Here is an 18,253-nt window from a genome sequence, read left to right as displayed (position 1 = left end):
GCAGACGAACATGAAGTCCTTCCGAAGCCTCCGCCCGCGTGGGGCCTGGGCCCTGGTGTGCGCGCTGGCGCTGAGCGCCTGTGGTGAATCCGGCCTCCCCGACGAGCAGCCCCCCTCCGGGCTGGAGACGGCCACCTCGGCCCAGCCGCTGGCCTTCTCCTCCCCCATGGACTTCAGCGAGCTGCGGGGCCTGCCCCCGCCGCCCGCGACCATGGACACCACGGTGGCCGAGCTGCTGCGGGTGCTCCCCTCCCCGCGCTTCGACGACCTGCGCGGGGTGCTCTCCACCCGGCACAAGACCACCGACAAGGTGCGGCTGCTGACGTCGTACGCGCGCAACTACCCCGTCTTCCTCCGTGGCAACCAGGCCCTGCTGCCCCAGGCGGACGGCGTCTTCGCCACGCAGTCCCCCGTCGTCACCGCGCAGACGCTGGCCGGCAACGCGTGCAGCACCACCCACGCGTGCGCCGAGCTCTACGTGCCCTCGACGGAGGACCTCGCCCTCCAGCCCTATGCGGCCATCGTCATCGTGGCCCCCCGCGTGGAGCTGGCGGGCCCGGTGGACACCGGTGGCACGACGCTCGTCATCGCCGCCGGTGACTACGTCGCCAACGGCTTCCCGCTGAGCACCACCCCGGGCTTCCGCAACCCCGCGGTACGGCCGCCGGACCCGACCGGGTCCACCCCGCCGGCCCCTCCTGCCGGGCGCGACGGGCGCAACGCGGGCAGCTTCGTCCTCTACACCAACGTCCTCAACGGCGCGCGCGTCAACGTCACCGGCGAGAAGGGCGATGACGGCTGGAATGGCCTGGACGCCCAGGCCGAGGGCATCACCACCACCATCTCCGGCAACAACGGCCCCAACCCCACCGTGAGCTGCACGGTGCCCACCATCACCCGCCAGGCGCAGAACGGGAGCAACGGCGGCAAGGGCGGCAAGGGCGGAGAGGTCCTCATCCGCTACACCTCGCTCACCGGGCCCGGCCTCATCAACGAGCCCTACAAGTCCGCGCCGGTGACGGCGGAGCAGTGCTTCATGGACGACGACCTGCACTGCCAGAGCCTGCGCTGCCGGTGGAACCCGGCCATCGCCCTGTGCGACGTGCTCACCGAGGCCGACAACGCCCAGTGCTCCGACGGCATCGACAACGACCACAACGGCTACAAGGACTGCCAGGACTACGCCTGCTCCAAGAACCCCCATGTGACGGTGTGCCCGGAGGCCACCTGGTCCCCCCTGGCGAAGGAGTCCTCCGCCGAGGCGTGCAGCGACGGCAAGGACAACGACGGCGACGGGAAGACGGACTGCGCCGACCCGCAGTGCGGCATGCGCGGCTTCTGCCAGCAGAGCCGCCCCTCCAACAGCGAGTTCGCCGAGGACCTCTGCGCGGACGGCAAGGACAACGACGGCGACGGCTACAAGGACAGCCAGGACTACAGCTGTGTGAACTACTCCGGAGAGGCAGGCGACGAGGAGTGCTCGGACCTGCTCGACAACGACGGGGACGGGCTGGGCGACTGCGCGGACCCGGGCTGCATGCCCCTGGCCGCCTGCGCGCGGGGCCCCGTGCTGGCGCTCACCAGCGGCTTCGAGGAGCTCAGCGACGCGGCGTGCTCCGACGGCGTCGACAACGACCTGGACGGCGATGTGGACTGCGCGGACCGCGAGTGCCGCATCAACCCCAAGGTCACCAGCGCCTGTGGCAGCGAGCGCACGCCGGTGAACTGCTCGGACGGCATCGACAACGACGGGGACGGCAACGTGGACTGCAACGACTCCGGGTGCTCGGGCAACCCCTACGCGAAGGTGTGCGAGCCGGAGACCTATCCCTTCCTCCAGGAGGCCACCGCGGCCACGTGCAGCGACGGCCTGGACAACGACGCGGACGGCTACAAGGACTGCTACGACTACCAGTGCAGCAACAGCCCGCTCGCCGGCACCGTCTGCGGCAGCACCGAGAACACCGTCGCGCAGTGCACGGACGGCGTGGACAACGACGGGGACTTCGTCATCGACTGCAGTGACCCCAACTGCTCCGCCAATCCGTTCTACGGCGACCTGCTGTGCCGGCAGAAGCTGGCGACGTGGCACGACATCTCCATGTCCGAGCCCTACAACGGGCGCTACACGGACACGCGCGCCGAGTTCCTGAACGCGGCGCCGATTGGCGGCAAGAAGGGCCTCGCCGGCAACCGCGCCTCCAAGCCGGTGACGGTGGTGGTGCGGGAAGCGCCTCCCGGCTCGTGCGAGTTCTACGACGACTACCTCTGCGTGCCTCGCGAGGAGACGCGCACGTGCTTCGTGGGCACCAAGGCCACCGCGGGCACCGCCGGGGCCGCGGGCACCGTCGGCACGGTGCGCACCCTGCGGGCGATGCGGCGCGACGTGGACATGCTGCGCGCGCTGCTGGCGCCCCAGACCTGGCGCGTGGCCCAGGCGCAGGGCAACGCCCACTTCAAGCGCGGGGAGCTGCAACAGGCCGCCTTCGCGTACACGCAGAACATCGCGGAGATGGGCGGCATCCTCGCGCAGGCGGGGCTGGTCTGCGACGTGGCGCCCACCGGCCGGCCCTTCGCGGACGTGTACCTGTACGGCGCGCTCTGCCCGCTGATGGCGCACGACGTGACGAAGCTCAGCTTCATCCAGGGCCAGCGCAACTTCCACGGCCTGACGAAGGACTCCCTGCTCAACCCGCACGTGCGCTACGAGGCGCTCCGCTCGCAGTTCGACTATCTCTACGGCGTGCTGGACAGCTCGGTGGGCCACTGGCTGACGCTCTCCACCACCGTGCAGCTCTCCGCGTGGATGGCCGCGCACCAGACGGAGCTGAACAACGAGGTGACGGCGCTGGGCCAGGAGCGCGACGTGGCGGACCAGCGCATCGCCGTGGCCACCGCACAGCTCAACGCGCTGACGCAGTCCATGAACAACCGCAAGGCCGCCATCGCCTCGCTGACGGAGGCCATCCAGACGACGGACACCCGCATCCAGGAGCACTACAACGCCGCGGGCAAGGACTTCGGGGACTTCGTCCTGGACCTGCTGGGCACCGTGGCCAAGGCCTACGGCGGCGAGTTCGCCAGCGCCATCGGCGGCAAGGCGGGAGAGGCGCTGTGGGGCGAGGTGAAGAAGAGCTTCCAGTCGGAGACGAGCGCCTCGCCGGTGTCGGGCTCGGGCCCGCCCAGCAATGAGAGCAACTCGTTCCAGGCCGCGGCGTGGGAGGCCCTGAAGACGGCCGCCACCGACGCGGCCAAGAGCAAGCCCTTCAAGGACAAGCTCAAGAGCGGCGGCACGGAGCTGTGGGACATCGTCAACGGCAACCAGAAGAAGCCGGCGCGCAGCGTGCTGGCGGACGAAGTGAAGAAGGAAATCCTCAGCCAGTCGCAGGTGGAAATCACCCTGGACCTGTTGGATTTGCAGGCCCAGCTCAGCAAGGCCCAGGCGGAGTACGAGCTGGCGCAGATGGAGCGGGACACGGTGCTCCTGCGCCAGCGCAACGCGGTGGCGGCGCGCGACGCGCTCAACTCCATCCTCGCCTTCGGCACGGGCACGGAGCTGCGCCAGTTCGACCAGCTCCTCATCGGGCAGCAGGTCTACAGCACGGCGGTGCGCACCCTGGACCAGCTCACCTCGCGCTACTGGGAGCTCATCCGCGTGGCGGAGTACCAGTACCTGCCCTTCGACCCGTCCAACGGGGACAGCGCGATTCCGGCGTCCTTCCGGTCGCAGTACGACTTCAACCTGCTCACCTACCCGGACATGATGACGCGGCTGGTGGACCTGGACGGACTCAAGACGCACTACGTGCTGAGCAGCACGAAGTACTACCAGCGCCTGCCGGGCAGCAGCTTCCACCCGCTGACGGCGGACGAGCTCAGCCGGATGAAGTCGCTGGGAGAGCTCGTCTCCGGCACGAAGACGTACGTGGGGGCGCGCTTCCAGATTACGGCGGCCGAGCTGGCCGCCTCTCCGGAGCTGTCGCTGCGCAACGGCCACCGCGTGCGCAACGTGCGCATCAACGTGGTCAACGCCAGCGGCACGAAGGAGTCCGTGCCGGCCGTACTGGTGCGCGACACGCTGGATGCGTTCAAGCTCGGCAACTACCGCGCGGAGTTCGAGCTGGTGGAGCAGGACCGGTACCCCTCCGGCGCCACGCGGCAGGTGCTGCACTACATCCCCTTCACCGCCTGCGTGTCCCGCCCGCCCGTGTGCAACCTGAACGACGCGTCGTGCTCCACCGCCTTCCAGACAGCGACCTTCTCGGACGAGTGCAGCGTGGCACCGGACGGCTCCACCCCCGCCAACAATGCCTTCTATGACCGGAGCCTGCTGGGCGAGTGGACGCTGCTGGTGGACTCGGCCAGCTACACCTCGCTGGGTGTGGTGCAAGCGGTGGAGGTGGTCTTCATGGCCACCGGCACCGTCATCTGACGCATGACACCGAAGACGGGCACGCGCCACGTCGTGTGCCCGTCTTTCTTCCTTGAGCGCCTGGCCATGCCGTTTTGCTGCGTTACCCTCGAAAAGCAGTGACACCCCGAAGCTCGGTTCGAGAGGCACGCATGCAGGCAAGGAACGTCATCGGAAGCGCGCTGCTGGCCGCCGGAATGCTGATGGCCGGGGGCGGAGGGGCCACGGCCGAAGCGGCGGAGTCCCACTTCATCACCACGAGCGAGGACGCACAGTCGGACCGCTCGGTGCAGGACTTCGAGTACACGTATTACAGCGAGCCGGCCAAATGGAACGTCATCGGCGGTCAGGGTCGCTCGTCTGGCGCCTGGTTCCGGTGGGGCTCCACGTCGTCCTACTACGACTACACCTCCGACACCGGCTTCTGAGGCTGGCCCGGTGAGCTGAGCGCGGCCCGCTCCGGACCCCTTCCGGGAGCGGGCCGCTGTCACTCCGACGAGACTACTTGTCGGTGGCGTCTTCGATCTTGTCGCCCGCGGTCTCGGCGGCGTCCTCGGTCTTGTCCGCGGCCTTCTCGGCGGCGTCCTCCGTCTTGTCGGCCGCCTTCTCCGCGGCGTCCTCCGTCTTGTCCGCCGCCTGCTCCATGTCGTCCTTCGCGCTCTCACGGGTGTTGCGGTGGCAGCCCACACCCAACACCAGCGCGCCCAGCGTCACGGCCAGCAGCGTCTTCACCTGCATGGATTCCTCCTCGTGCAAGGCCCCAGGTCCCAAAGACCCCGGAGCCGGAAAGTGCGCGGGAAGATAGTCACGACCGTCCAGGTGCCAAGGGAGGCCGGGAGCCTCGCGCGGGTCGGGAATGCAGGCCGGGCCTCCAGTGTCGAGGTGCCCGCCAACCTCGCGAGGAGCCGGACACGGTGAGACAGGTCTTCCGGACAGGTGCGCTCGTCCTGCTGCTGGCCACCCTGCGCGCCGGAGCCGCCGCGAAGGAGCCTGAGCGCGGCCCCCTGACGCCGGAGCAGGAAGCGGCCATCACCCGCGCCGTCGAGGACGAGTTGCGCGAGTCCGGCGCTCCGGGCGCGGCCGTCGCCGTGGTGCGGGGCGGAGAGACTGTCTATCTGCGGGCCTTCGGCGTGCGCAGCAGCGAGGAGCGCACGCCCGTCACTCCGGACACGCTGTTCCGCCTCGGTTCCACCACCAAGATGCTCACCTCGCTGGTGGCGCTCGACGCCGCGGCACAGGGGCGGCTCGGCCTGGACGTCCCGGTGCGGACGTACGTGAAGGACGTGCACCCGGCGCTGGGGAAGGTGACGCTGCGCCAGCTCCTGTCACACACGGCGGGCATGCGTGAGGCCTCTCCCTCCGTGCAGTCGAAGGACGACGAGGGGCTGGGGCGGATGGTGCGCGGCTGGAAGGGCGATTACCTCTTCGCGCCTCCCGGCGACGTCTTCTCGTACAGCGGCCCCGGGTACTGGCTGGCGGGCCTGGTGCTGGAGCGCGTCCACGGCAAGCCCTACGCGGACACGATGCGCGAGGTGCTGTTCCAGCCGCTCGGCATGGCGCGCAGCACGCTGCGCCCGCTGGAGGCCATCACCTCCGACTTCGCCCAGGGCCACGAGGGCGACGGGAGCGAGCTGAAGGTCGTCCGCCCCATGGCGGAGAACACCGCCATGTACCCGGCGGGCTCTGCCTTCTCCTCCGCCCGCGAGCTGGAGCGCTTCGCCTCCGTGCTGGTGCGCGGTGGATTGGACGGCGAGCGCCGCGTGCTGCCCGAAGCCGCCGTGCGGGACTTCTTCACCGCGCAGGTGCCGCTGCCCGGCGCCGGGCCGGAGGACGCGCGCTACGGCTTCGGGCTGGTGCGGATGAGGCTCGACGGAACGGAGGTGTTCGAGCACGGCGGCGTGCGCCGCGGGTATGGCTCGCACTTCCGCTTCCTCCCGGAGCGCCAGGGCGCGGTGCTGCTGCTCACCAACAAGAATGGCGTCACGCTGCGCAAGTCCCTCGACGTCATCTCTCGCACCGTCTTCGGCCTGCCGGACCCGCCCGCGCCGCTGCCGGATGACCCGCCGCTGACCGCCGCGGAAGCGGAGCGCTATACGGGGACGTATGCGCACGCGGACCTCGTGCGCTTCGCGGTGTCGTGGGATGGCAAGCGGCTCGTGGTGACGACGGACGGCGCGAAGCCGCTCCAGCGCACGCGGCAGGACGGCTTCCGCAGCGAGGACGGACAGGAGTGGGTGTTCGTCTTCAAGCCAGGACAGCCGAAGGCGCGCTACCTGCACACGGACCTGCTGACCGCCGCGCGCACCGGCCGCTAGCAGGCCGGCCTCAGGCGAGCGTCTCGGGGACGCGAGTCCCCGCTCGCGCCACCCATTTGCGCGCCTTCTCCACCTCCGCGTCGAACCAGCCGGAGGCGTTCGCATCCTCCACCTCCGCCCAGGTGAAGCCCGGTCCTTCCGACGGGGGAAGCGGGTGCTCCCTCTGCCAGCGGGCGGCGATGGCGTGCGCCAGGTCCGACCGGCTCCGGGACAGCGCCACCGCCATCATCAGCGCGCCCGGCTCCCGCTCCGCCTCGTGGAGGGCCGCCGCCAGCTCATGGTGGCACCAGGGCCGGTCCAGCACGAAGAGCACGGCCGTGACGAGCTGCCGCGCGGCGGGGACGGAGGAGCGCAGCGCCAGGCGGACCAGCTCCAGCGCGTGCTCGTGCGCATGCTCCAGCGCGAGCAGGGCGAAGTCTCCGATGTACGGATTGCCACGGTAGCCCTTCACCGGGTCCACTCGCGCGAAGGCCAGCATCGCCGCGAGCACGCGCTCCCGCTCGAGGTTCCGCGCGAGCAGGTACGTCGCGGCGGCGTACATGGGATAGGGGTGATGCTCGCTGGGGGACAGCCGCTGAAGGGCCAGCCGCAGCACGGCCTCGCTCCCGGCGGCCCCCGGCATCGCGTCCAGCCGGTTCACCGCATCCGCCGTCGCCGAGGACACCGGACCGTCGATGATGCGCGTGCAGACACGGACCAGGTCCTCGTCCGTGGCGAGCCCCTCCAGGGCCGCGAGCGCCTCCTTCGCCGTCCCGGGTGTCCCGGCGTGCGCGAGGAGCCAGTCGCGCCGGGACTGCCGCGCCACCAGGGCCTTCTCCTGGAACACCTCGCCGCCCGGGCGTGACGCCAGCGCCTCGAAGTCGCGCAGGTGCTTCAGGCTCCGCGTGGTGGCTTCGTCACCCGACAGGTCCAGCGCCGCCGCCTCCTCCGCGAGGGCCTCCAGGCCGGCGGGGAGCCGGAGGGCATCGCGCGGCTCGGGCCGTCCGAAGAGTCCTCCCGCGCGCAGGTCATCGATGGCGTCCACCAGGAGCGACGCGCCGGGCAGCATCGCGCGCAGGCGGGACTCGGGCAGCCCTGGCGCGGTGAGCGACTGGATGCGCCGGGCGAAGAAGTACGCGTCGACGGACGCACCTTCCTCGTCGTGGAAGTCCATGTCGATGAGCTCGCCCGGGCCCTCGAAGCAGCAGCCGATGCCGTGGAAGCTGTACCGCCAGCCCGCATAGCCCGGCACCGCCCCTTCATCTTCGTCGTCGGGCTCGCGGCCGCGGAGGCGCTCCTTCACCATCCGCATCACCCAGCGCTGCCGGCTGACCTGTCGCAGCAGGCACAGCAGGAGCCAGCCATGCGCCACCGGGAGGACGTCTTCCCGCAGGAGCGTCGCCTCCGTGGGCGCGGGAGCCTCCGACACCACGGCACGCACCGCCTCCTCGAGTCTCCGAGCCACCTCCGCATCCCTCACCGGTGCCTCCTCCCACTTCCGAACGGGCGGGCCCGTGCGGACTACCGCGCCTTCACGCAGCTCCAGGGACTGCCGAAGAACTTCTCCCAGGCGTCGCGGTCATGCGCGGGGAGGAATTGCAGCTCGGGGGCCAACTCGTGGAGCTGGGAGAGCCGGGCCACCTGCCCTCCCGCGGCCTCCGCGTCCGTGTCCGTGAAGAGCTGGAGCACCGTGCTCTTGGGCAGGCGCCGCTCCACCGACTCCACGAGGTTGACGGTGTCGCCCACGTGGACCAGGCGCCGCTCGGGCGAGAGGTTCACGAAGGTGGCGATGCTGCCGGGCGTGTGGCCGGGAATCCGCGCCACCACCACCGCGCCGTCTCCGAAGACATCGAAGCGCTCGTCGAAATTCTCATAGGGCTTGGGCTCGAAGGCCATGGCCGTCATGCGCCCCTCCACCGCCCGGGCGTGCTCGGGGAAGACCTCCGAGCGCGTCTTCCAGTTCTGGATGAGCGACAGCTCCTCCGCGGGCAGCAGCACCGGCACCTCGCGCAGCTCCACCATGCCGCCCAGGTGGTCCAGGTGCGCGTGCGAGGGAATGAACCACTTCAGTCCTCCAGGTGAGGCACCCACCTTCTGGAGCGCCGCGGTCAGCGTGGACCAGTCGCGCGCGCCATTGAGGGCCGACTCGTTGAAGAAGCGTGCGAGGAACGGCCGCTGCTTCACCTCTTCGCGCACATTCGGACTGTAGCCCGCGTCGATGAGCACGTCCCCCTTCGGATGCCGCACCAGCAGCGAGGAGGCCGTGTTCTTCCACGTGCCGGTGCGCGTGAGGCCCGCGGTGCCGAGCTGGCCCCACACATCGCTCCGCGACAGCTCCAGCCAGCACACCTCCACCGGCGGCAGCGCCTTCAAGTCCGGTACCGCGCGCGCGTGCGGCGGCGCGGGAGGCAGCTCCGCGGTGAACAGCTTCACTCCGCCCACCAGCAGGCCCACCACGAACAGCGACCCCAGCAGGCGGCCCCAACGCACCCTGAATCTCGCCATGCGCCGTGCTTAACACGCCCGGAGCATGGGGTGCCCGTGGGCGCACGGGGCCACGCTCGCGTGCGGAAATCACGACGTGCTCCACGCCTTCTCTCAGGCCGTGGCGGGCGGGCTCGGCTCCCGCGTCGCGTGGCATGTGTCCAGTGCGTCCTCCAGGGAGCGCAGCGCGCCGCGCAGGTCGGACGAGGCCGCCTCCGCGGGAGAACAGCGTGCCCGCTCGATGCGGCGGCGCACCGCCTCACGGGCCTGCCGCACCCGCTCGGAGTCTTCGGGTGTGGCCCTCGCATCGGCCACGTCCACCGCGCCCCGCAGCAATGCGGCCAGCTCCCGCAGCACCGGGTCCTCCCGGAGCTCGGGAGCGCCCTCCAGCACCACGAAGCTCGCCTCCGCGGCCGACGCGTCCCCCAGGAAGGCCTCCACCGCGGCCCGGTGGATGGCGAAGCGCAGCGCCTGCCCTCGCGACACGCGGCCCAGGCCGGACACCGCCTCCGACAGCCGCGCCCACGCCTCCTCGAACGAGCCCAGCGCCGCCTCCGCGCGCCCCAGCTCGCCCAGCGCCGTGCCCTCCAGGAGCCGCTGGCCCAGCTGCCGGCCCATGCGCCCCGCCGCCAGCAGGTGCTCGCGCGCATCCAGCGCCCGGCCATCCTCCAGCAGGAAGCAGCCCAGGTTGAGGCGCGCCACCGCGACGCCCGCCCGGTCTCCCACGCTGGCCGCGCGGGTCATCGCCTCCTCCAGCAGCGCCAGCGCCTCGCGCGTGCGCCCCGCCTCGCCGATGGCCACCGCGCAGTTGGTGAGGAAGCCCACCTCGAACGTCACGTCCCCCACGTCGCGGAACAGTGCCTGCGCGGCGCGCAGGTGGGGAATGGCCGCCTCCGCGCCACGGCGCGCCTGCTCCACCAGCCCCAGGTTGCCCACCGCGTACGCTTCCAGCCAGCGGTCCTCTCCCGACGGCAGGCGCTGCGCTTCGCGCACCAGCGCCCAGGCGCGCGGCACCACGCCCTCGTGGCGCGCGACGATGGACAGGTCCACCAGCACGCGCTTCTCCCCCGCCACCGCCCCCAGCGCCTGCAGCGCCGTGCGGGCCGACTCCAGGTCGTTGCGCGCCAGCTCCAGGCTTCCCGACTCCAGCAGCACCCGGCCGCGCGCCGCCAGCGCCTCGGCCACCAGCAGCGGCGAGGCCGCGACGGTGCACGCCTTCGCGAGCGCCTGGTCCAGCCGCGCCAGCAACAGGCTCACCGGCCCGCGCGTGACGACCTCCGGCTCCAGCGCCACCAGCGCCTCCAGCGCGCGCTCCACCGAGCTTGCGGTGGCGGGCTGCACGCGCAGCGCGTTGTCACAGGCGGCAAGCAGGTTCTCCCGCTCCTGCGCCAGCTGCCGCAGCGCCTCCGCGCCACCGGGGCTGCGCACCCGCGCACGCAGTCCCCGCGCCAGCGCGAGGTACCAGTCCGCGTGCCGCTCCGCGAGCGCCTCCGCACCACCCACCTCGGGCAACTTCGCCGCCGCGTACTGGCGGATGCTCTCGTACTGCCCCAGCCGCGGCTCCCCTCCCGGGTCCTCCGGCTCCAGCACCCGCAGCAACGACTTGGCGCGCAGCGACTCGAGCACCTCCCACGCCGGCGCATCCTCCGGGAGCCCCAGCACCGCTTCCGCCGCCTCCAGGGTGAAGCCGCCGCTGAACACCGAGCAGCGCGCCAGGGCCGTCTGCTCGGCGGGCTCCAGCAGGTTCCAGGACCAGTCGATGGCGCCTCGCAGCGTGGCCTGTCGCGCGCTGGCGTCCCGCCGTCCCCCGCGCAAGAGCTCGAAGCGGCGCGACAGCCGCTCGCGCAGCTGGCTCACGCTCAACAGCGACATGCGCGCCGCCGCCAGCTCCAGCGCCAGCGCGATGCCGTCCAGTTGGCGCACGATGTCCGCGACGCGGGGCGCCTCTTCCGCCGTCAGCTCGAAGTCGCTCCGCGCCTCGCGCGCCCGCTGCACGAACAAGCGCACCGCGTCCGAGCGCGAAATCTCCTCCAGCCGCGAAGCCCCCTCGTCCGGCACCGCCAGTGGCGTCAAATCCAGCAGGCGCTCTCCGGGCAGGCGCAGCGACTCGCGCGAGGTGGTGACGAAGCGCGCGCGCGGGGCCATCGCCATCCAGCGCCCCAGCGTGGCCGGCACGTACCGCACCGCCTGCTCCAGGTTGTCGAGGATGACCAGCACGTCCCCGCAGTCATCCAACACGCGGCCCAGCCGCTCCACCGGCCCGGTGGGGTCACCGTCGCGCCGCAGCGCCACGCCCAGCGCCTGGCCCACGGCGTGGCAGAGCGCGTCCGCCGACTGCACCTCCGCCAGCTCGCACAGCCAGACGCCGCCCTCCCACGCGCCCGACTCCAATTCCAGCGCGCCGAAGTGCGTGGCCAGCCGCGTCTTGCCCATGCCGCCCGGGCCCAGCACGGTGACGAGCCGCACGCCCTCCTCGAGCCAGCGCTTCAGCGTCGCCAGCTCCTCGCCCCGGCCCACCAGCCCCTCGCGCGCCACGGGCACGTTGCCCTGCCTGTCGCGCGGCGCCCGGGGCGCGCCGAAGCGCCGGTCCGACAGCGACGCCGGCAGCACCTCCACCAGCGCCACCGCGTCGTCGATGCCCTTCAGGCGGAACGCCCCCAGCGGGCGCACCGCGGGCCGGCCCAGCGACTCCACCGCCGGCGCCACCTGTGCCCACGCGCCGCCGCTCACCAGCACCTGCCCGCCGTGGCCCGCCGACGTCACCCGCGCCGCCACGTTCACCATGCGGCCCAGGTAGTCCATGCGTCCCGTCTGCTCGTTCATACGGCACTCGGGCTCGCCCACGTGGACGCCCATGCGCACGCGCAGCCCGCGGTGCAGTGTCCCGCGCGGGCCCTGCTCCTCCGCGGCCTCCGGGAGAGCGAGGAGGTCCGCCGGCCAGGGAGCGCGCAGCAGCGCCTCCTGCGCCTCCAGGCACCAGCGCAGCGCCTCCTGCACCGAGGGGAACGCCACCATGAAGGAGTCACCCTGCGTCTTCACCTCGTAGCCGGTGGTGCCCGCGAGCAGCGAGCGCAGCACTTCGTCATGCACCTCCAGCGCGGCGCGCATGCTCGCGTCGCCCCGCTCCCACAGCCGCGTGGAGCCCTGAACGTCGGTGAAGACCAGCGCCACCGTGCCCTCGGGAGGCGCGGCCGGAGACGACGGCTCGTGCCCGGGCAGGGCTCGCAGCGTGCCCGAGGGTGGAAGAGTCAGCCTTCGCAAGACATCTCCCATCGCCCTCTCCCGCTGCGCCAGTCGGGGACCCCCGGGACGGCCCTGCCCGTCACCTGGAAATGGATCTCATCACGCGTCCCCCACGCCGCCCATCCGTGACGACCGCATGCGCGTGGCGCTGACGGAACCAGCATCCTGCAACGGACGGATGCACGAAGCAGCGTCCACCACGTCACGCGCCAACTGCCCCGGGATGCCAGGAGCCGATGTCCACCGCTCCGCACCGCGAGTCGCGTGACACCCGTGCGCGAAGGACTTCTCCTGCGCGATGACAGCGCACACTCCCGTCGCCGGGCCCACGCACTGAATGTCGACGAGCACGTAGACCCACAGGGCCCCCCAGCTTCCGCGTGCGCAATACAGGTGCAACTTTCCCGCACAGAGGGCCACCAACACCGTGCACGTGCTCCCGGGGTGGCCTTCACGGAGCGGGCTCCGCGTGAGCCGTCCGGTGATTGCTGGAGACCGAGGAGCCGATGCAAGCAAGACGGTTGAAACGGAAGTGTCGCGGACTCATCCCCGTGCTGCTGCTCGTCGCGGGCTGCGGTCCCGTGGTGGAGGAAGTGCCACCGTCGCTCGGGCAGCGGGAGCAGGCGCAGGAAGACCTCAACGGCCTGTCCTTCAATGGCCTGTCGTTCAACGGCCTGTCGTTCAATGGCCTGTCCTTCAACGGCCTGTCCTTCGACGGGCTGACCACGAGCTCGTTCAACACGTGGTTCCAGTCGAACCCGGCCGTGGCCAACCAGGTGATGCGCTACGTGGTCCGCTGCGCCGTCCCCTCGGGGCAGACGCGCTCGTACACGGAGCCCTCCACGGGACAGTCGTATACGTGGCCCGGCGCGCTGGGGCTGGCGCCCGGCTGGGCCACCGGACAGACGGCCACGCTGTACGAGCAGCAGGCGGTGTCCGCGTGCCTGGCCGCGCACGCCAACCGGCTCGGTGAGGAGGTGTCCATCTCCATCCTGGGCCGGGACGCGGCGGGCGCGGCCATTCCCTATTCGGCGGCGGAATTGACGTCGCACTCGCGGAGGGAGTCCTGCTTCTTCGGCAACCTCTTCGCCGGACAGGGCCTCTTCGTGGGAGCCGAGCGCGAGCCGCTGGGGCCCGCCGAGAGCACCTCGCGCGCGTGCGGCGCCCTGCTCAACGGTGGCGGCGAGGCCACCGCCTCCTGCGGGCCCCTGGTCTACGCGGGCGCCTGCACGACGTACTGCACGCTGCACTCCAGCGGGCTCTACTTCGAGTCGTGCACGTACAACGGCATCACCTACCACCGGCCCCTCACCACGCGGCTGCGAGTCCAGGATGTCCATGCGTGCGGAGACACCGTGTGCCAGGCCACGGAGCGGTGTGGCACCTCCACCCGCTATGACAACTGTGGCCTGGACTGCGGTTCCTGCCCCTGAGTCGGGGGCGGTGGAGGGCAGCGTCGGCGGCGCTGCCCCCGCGAGGGCTCAGCCGCAGGTGCCGCAGTCGTCCCTGCAGGTGAGGTAGTCGTTCTTCTCCCCGCAGGACTCGGTGGGCTGGCAGATGCCATCACCGCACTTGTAGAGGCTGCGCTTGTCCAGGCGCGTGGTGAGGGCCGGGTACTTCACCCCGTTCCAGGTGCAGGACGCGTAGAAGGACTTCGAGTCATCCAGCTCGCAGTGCCGCTCGCACCGGCCGACGTAGACGAGCGGCGCGCACCGGCGGCGGTTGAGCTCGAGGTCCTCGGCGGAGTCGTCCGCGGACGTGTCGCCCGAGTCGAGCGCTTCCGCCACCTCGTCCTCCTTGTCCCCCCGGCTGGCCACCACCGAGCAGGCTCGCGACGAGCTCTCGCGCGGCTTGAGCCGGCCCTTGTCGCGGCCCACTTGGACGCCCTCGTTCGTGAAGAGGTTGCCGAAGAAACACGACTCCCGCCATGGGTACTGCTTCAGCTCCTCGTCCGTGACGGGAATGGCCCTTCCATCCGCACGCCGTCCCAACACGGAGATGGGCACGTGCTGGTTGTACTTGTTGGCATGCGCGGCCAGGCATGCGGACACCACCTGTTGCTCCCGGAGCGTGGCCGCCACGCCTGACGCCCACCCGGGCGCCAGCCCCAGGCTTCCGGGCCAGGTGTACGTCTGTCCCTCCGCAGTGTAGCTGCGCACCTCGCCCGCCGGCACGGCACAGCGGACCACGTAGCGCATCACCATGCTGGCGAGCGTCGGATCCTCGTCGAACCAGGACGTGAAGGCGCTGCTCGACAGCCCATTGAAGGACAGGCCGTTGAACGACAGCCCATTGAACGACAGCCCATTGAACGACAGCCCATTCACGGAGAGGCCATTGTCACTTTGAAGCGCCTGGTCCGTGCTCCCGGTGCGTGCAGGGGGTTCGAACGCCTCGGGCGTCTGGGTCGGGACGCAGGCAGTGAGAAGCACCAGCAACGCCAGACACACTCCCACTCTCCGCTTGTGCATTCCAATGGGGGGCATGCATTTCCTCGTGCGAGTCTTCGTGGACACCGGACGAGGCACCCTGCCCCATCCGAAGGGGTGGGCCGGAGTGGGCAGGAGCGCGATGAACCCCTCATGAAGGGGATACCCGGCTGCCTTCCGTCCGAGCACCGGACCTGTACCGAGGAACAAGGCTTCCATTCCAACAGCGACAGGCCGTGCGTCGCTCGACGAACACGCGGGCGCATGGCACGGCTCGGCTGCCCTGGCGCCTGTCTTTGACGCGATGAACGGGAGCATCCGGAAACGTGTGCCCGCGAGGGTCTTCCGCCGGACAGATGCGCGGGAGTGCACCGTCGAATGACTTGGAAGATTCCGGACAGTGACTACTTCCATGAGACCCCGCAGCAGCCCCCGGTTTCCCATGCACACATCCCTGCTTTGTCGTCCGCTCCGCGCGTCCTCCGTGCTGCTCCTCGCCACCGTGCTGCTGACCCTGCCGTCCCGGGCACGGGCCGCGACGCCGCTGGAGGACAACCGCCGCATCACCGAGGGCTACATCCAGCTCGCCTATGAGATGGGCGCCGTGCTGGACCCGACGCTCCAGCCTGGCGGCACCAGCAGCGTCCGTCCCAACTGGTACGTCTTCGCACCACACGCCTCGCGCACCGGTGGTGAGGGCATGCTCGGCACGGCCATCGCCCGGAGCATCCTCGACGCCGCGCGCGGGCAGCCCTCGCAGTCCGTGCCGGGAGCGCTCCAGCGGGTGGGCCTCACCGGCGACGCCGAGCTCTCCGCCGAGCGGCTCGGCCTGCAACTGGTGCTGTATGGCCTGCCCGTCGACGCGGCCGCCTCGCTCGCGTCGCTCGCCACGGCGATGAACTGGGACGCGCTGGCGGACCCGCGCACGCTCGTCGCCACCGCGTCGCGCTTCGCCGCCATCTACTCGAGCGCGCCCGCCCTGCTCCCGCTGGACAAGGCGGAGCGCGTGGTGGTGACGCTGGAGCGCACGTTGCACGAGGGCAACCTGGCCATCTTCGGTGACATCGGCGGCGCCGGGCGGCTCTACCTCGACTGGCGCCAGGGCGCGGGCTCGGTGACGCCGGAGCGCGTGCTCACGGAGTTCACCCTGCCGGGCGCGGTGCCGGCCGAGTCGCGACAGGCGTATGACTTCGCGGTGGCCCACGCGCACGACACGCCGCGCCCATATGAGTTCGACGTCCTCTTCCCGGGCATGCACTGGAAGAGCCTGCTGGTGGCCGCCTTCGCCGTGTACGAGCAGGCCCGCCTCGCGCCCACGCCGGCCGGGCGCGACGCGCTCATCGCCATGGGCAACAACTACATCGCCTGGCGCGAGCAGCACGACATGGCGCAGCCCGTCTTCACGCCCTCCCCGCCCCGCGCGGACGAGGTGTCCCGGGCCGCGCTGCTCCAGGCGCTCACCCCGCTGCTCACCACCGACTTCGGCACGGTGGAGTGGAACTACGCCGACTACGCGTACAGCCTGCCGGACCGGGACGGCAATCCACTCACCTCTCCGCCCACGGAGTACAGCTGGGCCGTCTTCTGGGACCGCTGGACGGGCATCCTCTACGCCTTCGACGCGGCCTACCTCCAGCCGGAGGGGCTGTGGGTGATGCCGGAGCCCCTGGTGGACCCCACGGCCCCCTCCTCGGGGGACTAGCCCCATGGGACGTTCGCGGCACCGGGGCCGCCACGAGCAGGCGACACGGGGGGTGGCAGACGCCCCCCCGGCCTCCGGACAGGCGAAGTCCGCGGACGTCTTGACGCCCCCGGTGATGCGGGAGACGTTCAATGTATCAATGGGTCCCGTGCCGCCTCTCTCCGTGAAGTCCCAGGAGCGCCGCTCCACCGAACGTGCGCCCCTGCCCGCGGCTGCCGCCGACGAGGCGGGTCTGTCCCCCGAGGCACGCCTGTGCGTGCTGCAGGAGATGATGGAGGAGGCGTTCATCTCCCTGGACGCCCATGGCTGCATCCGCGAGCTGAACGGCCGCGCCGCCGCGCTGCTGGGCCAACCCGCCGAGCAGTTGCGTGGGCAGGAGCCGTGGGGTGCCTGGCCCGAGCTGGCGGGCACCGTGCTGCACGAGCGGCTGATGACGGCCCTCACCACTCGCGAGGGCGGGCGCTTCCTCGCGGAGCTGCCCTCGCGCATGTGGCTGGAGGTGACGGTCCGCGCCGTGGGCGACGAGACGTGGGTGCTGGCCGCCGACATCACCCGCCGCCAGCAGGCGGAGACCGAGGTGGCTCGCACCGAGGAGCGCTTCCGCCAGATGGGCGAGCGCTTCCAGGTGGCGCTGGAGTCCGCGCAGATGGCCGTCTGGGAGACGAACCTCGCCACCGGCCATGTGTTCCGCTCCGAGGGGCATGACCGGCTCTACGGCTACCCGGAGCCCCTGCCGGAGTGGACCCACGAGCGCTTCCTCGCCTCCATCCACCCGGAGGACCGGCCCGAGGTGGAGTCCCAGGTCGCCGCCCTCTTCTCCAGCAGCATGGATGCCTATGCCTCCACCTTCCGCACCCGGTGGCCGGACGGCTCGTGGCACTGGCTCATCAGCCGCGCGAAGGCGCTGCGCGACGCGGCGGGGCACGTGGTGGTGGTGCGCGGCGCCATCCTCGACGTCACCGCGCTGAAGGAGGCGGAGACGGCGCTGCAGGAGGCGGTGCGCACGCGCGACGACTTCCTGTCCCTGGCCAGCCACGAGCTGCGCACGCCGCTGACCTCGCTGCGCCTGCAGCTCCAGATGCTGCGGCGCATGGCGGAGACCGTGCCGGGGGAGCCGCTCGCCGCGCCGAAAGTCGTGGCGAAGCTGGACACCACCGAGCGCCAGCTCCGCAGGCTGGGCGCGCTGGTGGACAACCTGCTGGACGTCAGCCGCATCCAGACGGGCAAGCTGGACTTCCAGTTCACGGAAGGCGACCTGGCGGCGGCGGTGTCGGACCTCGTGGCGCGCTTCGCGGACGAGGCGCGGCAGGCGGGCGTGACCCTGAGCGCGCAGGTGGACGGGCCGGCGCGGGGTCGCTTCGACCGGCTGCGCATGGAGCAGGTGGTGAGCAACCTGCTCGCCAATGCGCTGCGCTACGGCGCGGGCAGTCCCGTGCGCCTGACGCTGACCTGCGAGGAAGGCACCGTCCGGCTGGTGGTGAGGGATTACGGGCCCGGCGTGGCGGAGAAGGACCGCGAGCGCATCTTCGAGCGCTTCGCACAGAACCCCAACGCCGTGCACAAGGGCGGCCTGGGGCTGGGGCTCTACATCGTCCGGCAGATTGTCGAGGCGCACCACGGACGCGTCCGCGTGGAGGAGGCACCCGGCGGCGGCGCGGCCTTCGTGGTGGAGCTGTCGCTGTAGCCGTGC

The 18,253-nt window shown here is 71.3% G+C and carries 11 protein-coding genes; 6 read left to right on the top strand and 5 right to left on the bottom strand.

What is annotated here, in order from left to right:
• Positions 1-10 precede the first annotated feature (10 nt).
• Together OV427_RS31155 and OV427_RS31150 are read left to right on the top strand one after the other, a co-directional pair.
• Positions 11-4,432 carry a hypothetical protein gene (locus OV427_RS31155; protein ID WP_267859842.1) on the top strand — a complete coding sequence of 1,474 codons (4,422 nt, stop codon included), beginning with the start codon at positions 11-13 and terminating at the stop codon, positions 4,430-4,432.
• Between the two features lie 131 nt (positions 4,433-4,563).
• Positions 4,564-4,839, top strand: coding sequence for a hypothetical protein (locus OV427_RS31150; protein ID WP_267859841.1), 276 nt, complete (start codon positions 4,564-4,566; stop codon positions 4,837-4,839).
• Between the two features lie 73 nt (positions 4,840-4,912).
• Here the strand turns inward: OV427_RS31150 and OV427_RS31145 are convergent, their stop codons facing one another.
• Complete coding sequence (locus OV427_RS31145) at positions 4,913-5,149, bottom strand: YtxH domain-containing protein (protein WP_267859840.1); 237 nt, start codon at positions 5,147-5,149, stop codon at positions 4,913-4,915.
• Positions 5,150-5,325: 176 nt separating this feature from the next.
• Between OV427_RS31145 and OV427_RS31140 the strand changes: the two genes are divergently transcribed.
• Positions 5,326-6,726, top strand: a complete 1,401-nt coding sequence (locus OV427_RS31140) for a serine hydrolase domain-containing protein (RefSeq protein WP_267859839.1) — start codon at positions 5,326-5,328, stop codon at positions 6,724-6,726.
• Positions 6,727-6,736: 10 nt separating this feature from the next.
• Here the strand turns inward: OV427_RS31140 and OV427_RS31135 are convergent, their stop codons facing one another.
• The 3 genes from OV427_RS31135 to OV427_RS31125 form a co-directional block, all read right to left on the bottom strand.
• On the bottom strand, positions 6,737-8,170 hold the full coding sequence (locus OV427_RS31135) for a DUF6896 domain-containing protein (protein WP_267859838.1): 1,434 nt from the start codon (positions 8,168-8,170) through the stop codon (positions 6,737-6,739).
• A gap of 56 nt (positions 8,171-8,226) precedes the next feature.
• Complete coding sequence (locus OV427_RS31130; protein WP_267859837.1) at positions 8,227-9,210, bottom strand: MBL fold metallo-hydrolase; 984 nt, start codon at positions 9,208-9,210, stop codon at positions 8,227-8,229.
• Positions 9,211-9,303: 93 nt separating this feature from the next.
• Entirely contained in the window at positions 9,304-12,462 is a 3,159-nt protein-coding gene (locus OV427_RS31125) for an ATP-binding protein (protein ID WP_267859836.1), read from the bottom strand.
• Between the two features lie 491 nt (positions 12,463-12,953).
• On the opposite strand from OV427_RS31125, the gene OV427_RS31120 reads away from it, so the two are divergent.
• Positions 12,954-13,865 (top strand): hypothetical protein, encoded by a 912-nt coding sequence (locus OV427_RS31120; RefSeq protein ID WP_267859835.1) that lies wholly within the window; start codon positions 12,954-12,956, stop codon positions 13,863-13,865.
• A gap of 48 nt (positions 13,866-13,913) precedes the next feature.
• Here the strand turns inward: OV427_RS31120 and OV427_RS31115 are convergent, their stop codons facing one another.
• On the bottom strand, positions 13,914-14,759 hold the full coding sequence (locus tag OV427_RS31115; RefSeq protein ID WP_267859834.1) for a hypothetical protein: 846 nt from the start codon (positions 14,757-14,759) through the stop codon (positions 13,914-13,916).
• Between the two features lie 544 nt (positions 14,760-15,303).
• Here OV427_RS31115 and OV427_RS31110 point away from each other — a divergent pair.
• Positions 15,304-16,563: a hypothetical protein gene (locus OV427_RS31110; RefSeq protein ID WP_267859833.1), complete on the top strand. Its 1,260-nt coding sequence runs from the start codon at positions 15,304-15,306 to the stop codon at positions 16,561-16,563.
• 139 nt (positions 16,564-16,702) lie between these two features.
• The gene (locus OV427_RS31105; protein WP_420718293.1) at positions 16,703-18,247 is read left to right on the top strand and encodes a PAS domain-containing sensor histidine kinase; all 1,545 of its coding nucleotides are present in this window, start codon (positions 16,703-16,705) and stop codon (positions 18,245-18,247) included.
• Positions 18,248-18,253 lie beyond the last annotated feature (6 nt).

This window comes from Pyxidicoccus sp. MSG2, assembly GCF_026626705.1.
Classification (GTDB): Bacteria; Myxococcota; Myxococcia; order Myxococcales; family Myxococcaceae; genus Myxococcus.
The sequence above is the reverse complement of the archived record's forward strand: the minus strand, read 5'-3'. Positions and strand labels throughout refer to the sequence as shown.

Excerpts from the sequence above, each read along its gene's own strand:
- OV427_RS31130 (WP_267859837.1), bottom strand. The coding sequence starts at position 9,210 with ATGGCGAGATTCAGGGTGCGTTGGGGCCGCCTGCTGGGGTCGCTGTTC.
- OV427_RS31125 (WP_267859836.1), bottom strand. The coding sequence starts at position 12,462 with ATGGGAGATGTCTTGCGAAGGCTGACTCTTCCACCCTCGGGCACGCTG.
- OV427_RS31105 (WP_420718293.1), top strand. The coding sequence starts at position 16,703 with ATGGGTCCCGTGCCGCCTCTCTCCGTGAAGTCCCAGGAGCGCCGCTCC.
- OV427_RS31145 (WP_267859840.1), bottom strand. The coding sequence starts at position 5,149 with ATGCAGGTGAAGACGCTGCTGGCCGTGACGCTGGGCGCGCTGGTGTTG.
- OV427_RS31155 (WP_267859842.1), top strand. The coding sequence starts at position 11 with ATGAAGTCCTTCCGAAGCCTCCGCCCGCGTGGGGCCTGGGCCCTGGTG.
- OV427_RS31110 (WP_267859833.1), top strand. The coding sequence starts at position 15,304 with ATGCACACATCCCTGCTTTGTCGTCCGCTCCGCGCGTCCTCCGTGCTG.
- OV427_RS31150 (WP_267859841.1), top strand. The coding sequence starts at position 4,564 with ATGCAGGCAAGGAACGTCATCGGAAGCGCGCTGCTGGCCGCCGGAATG.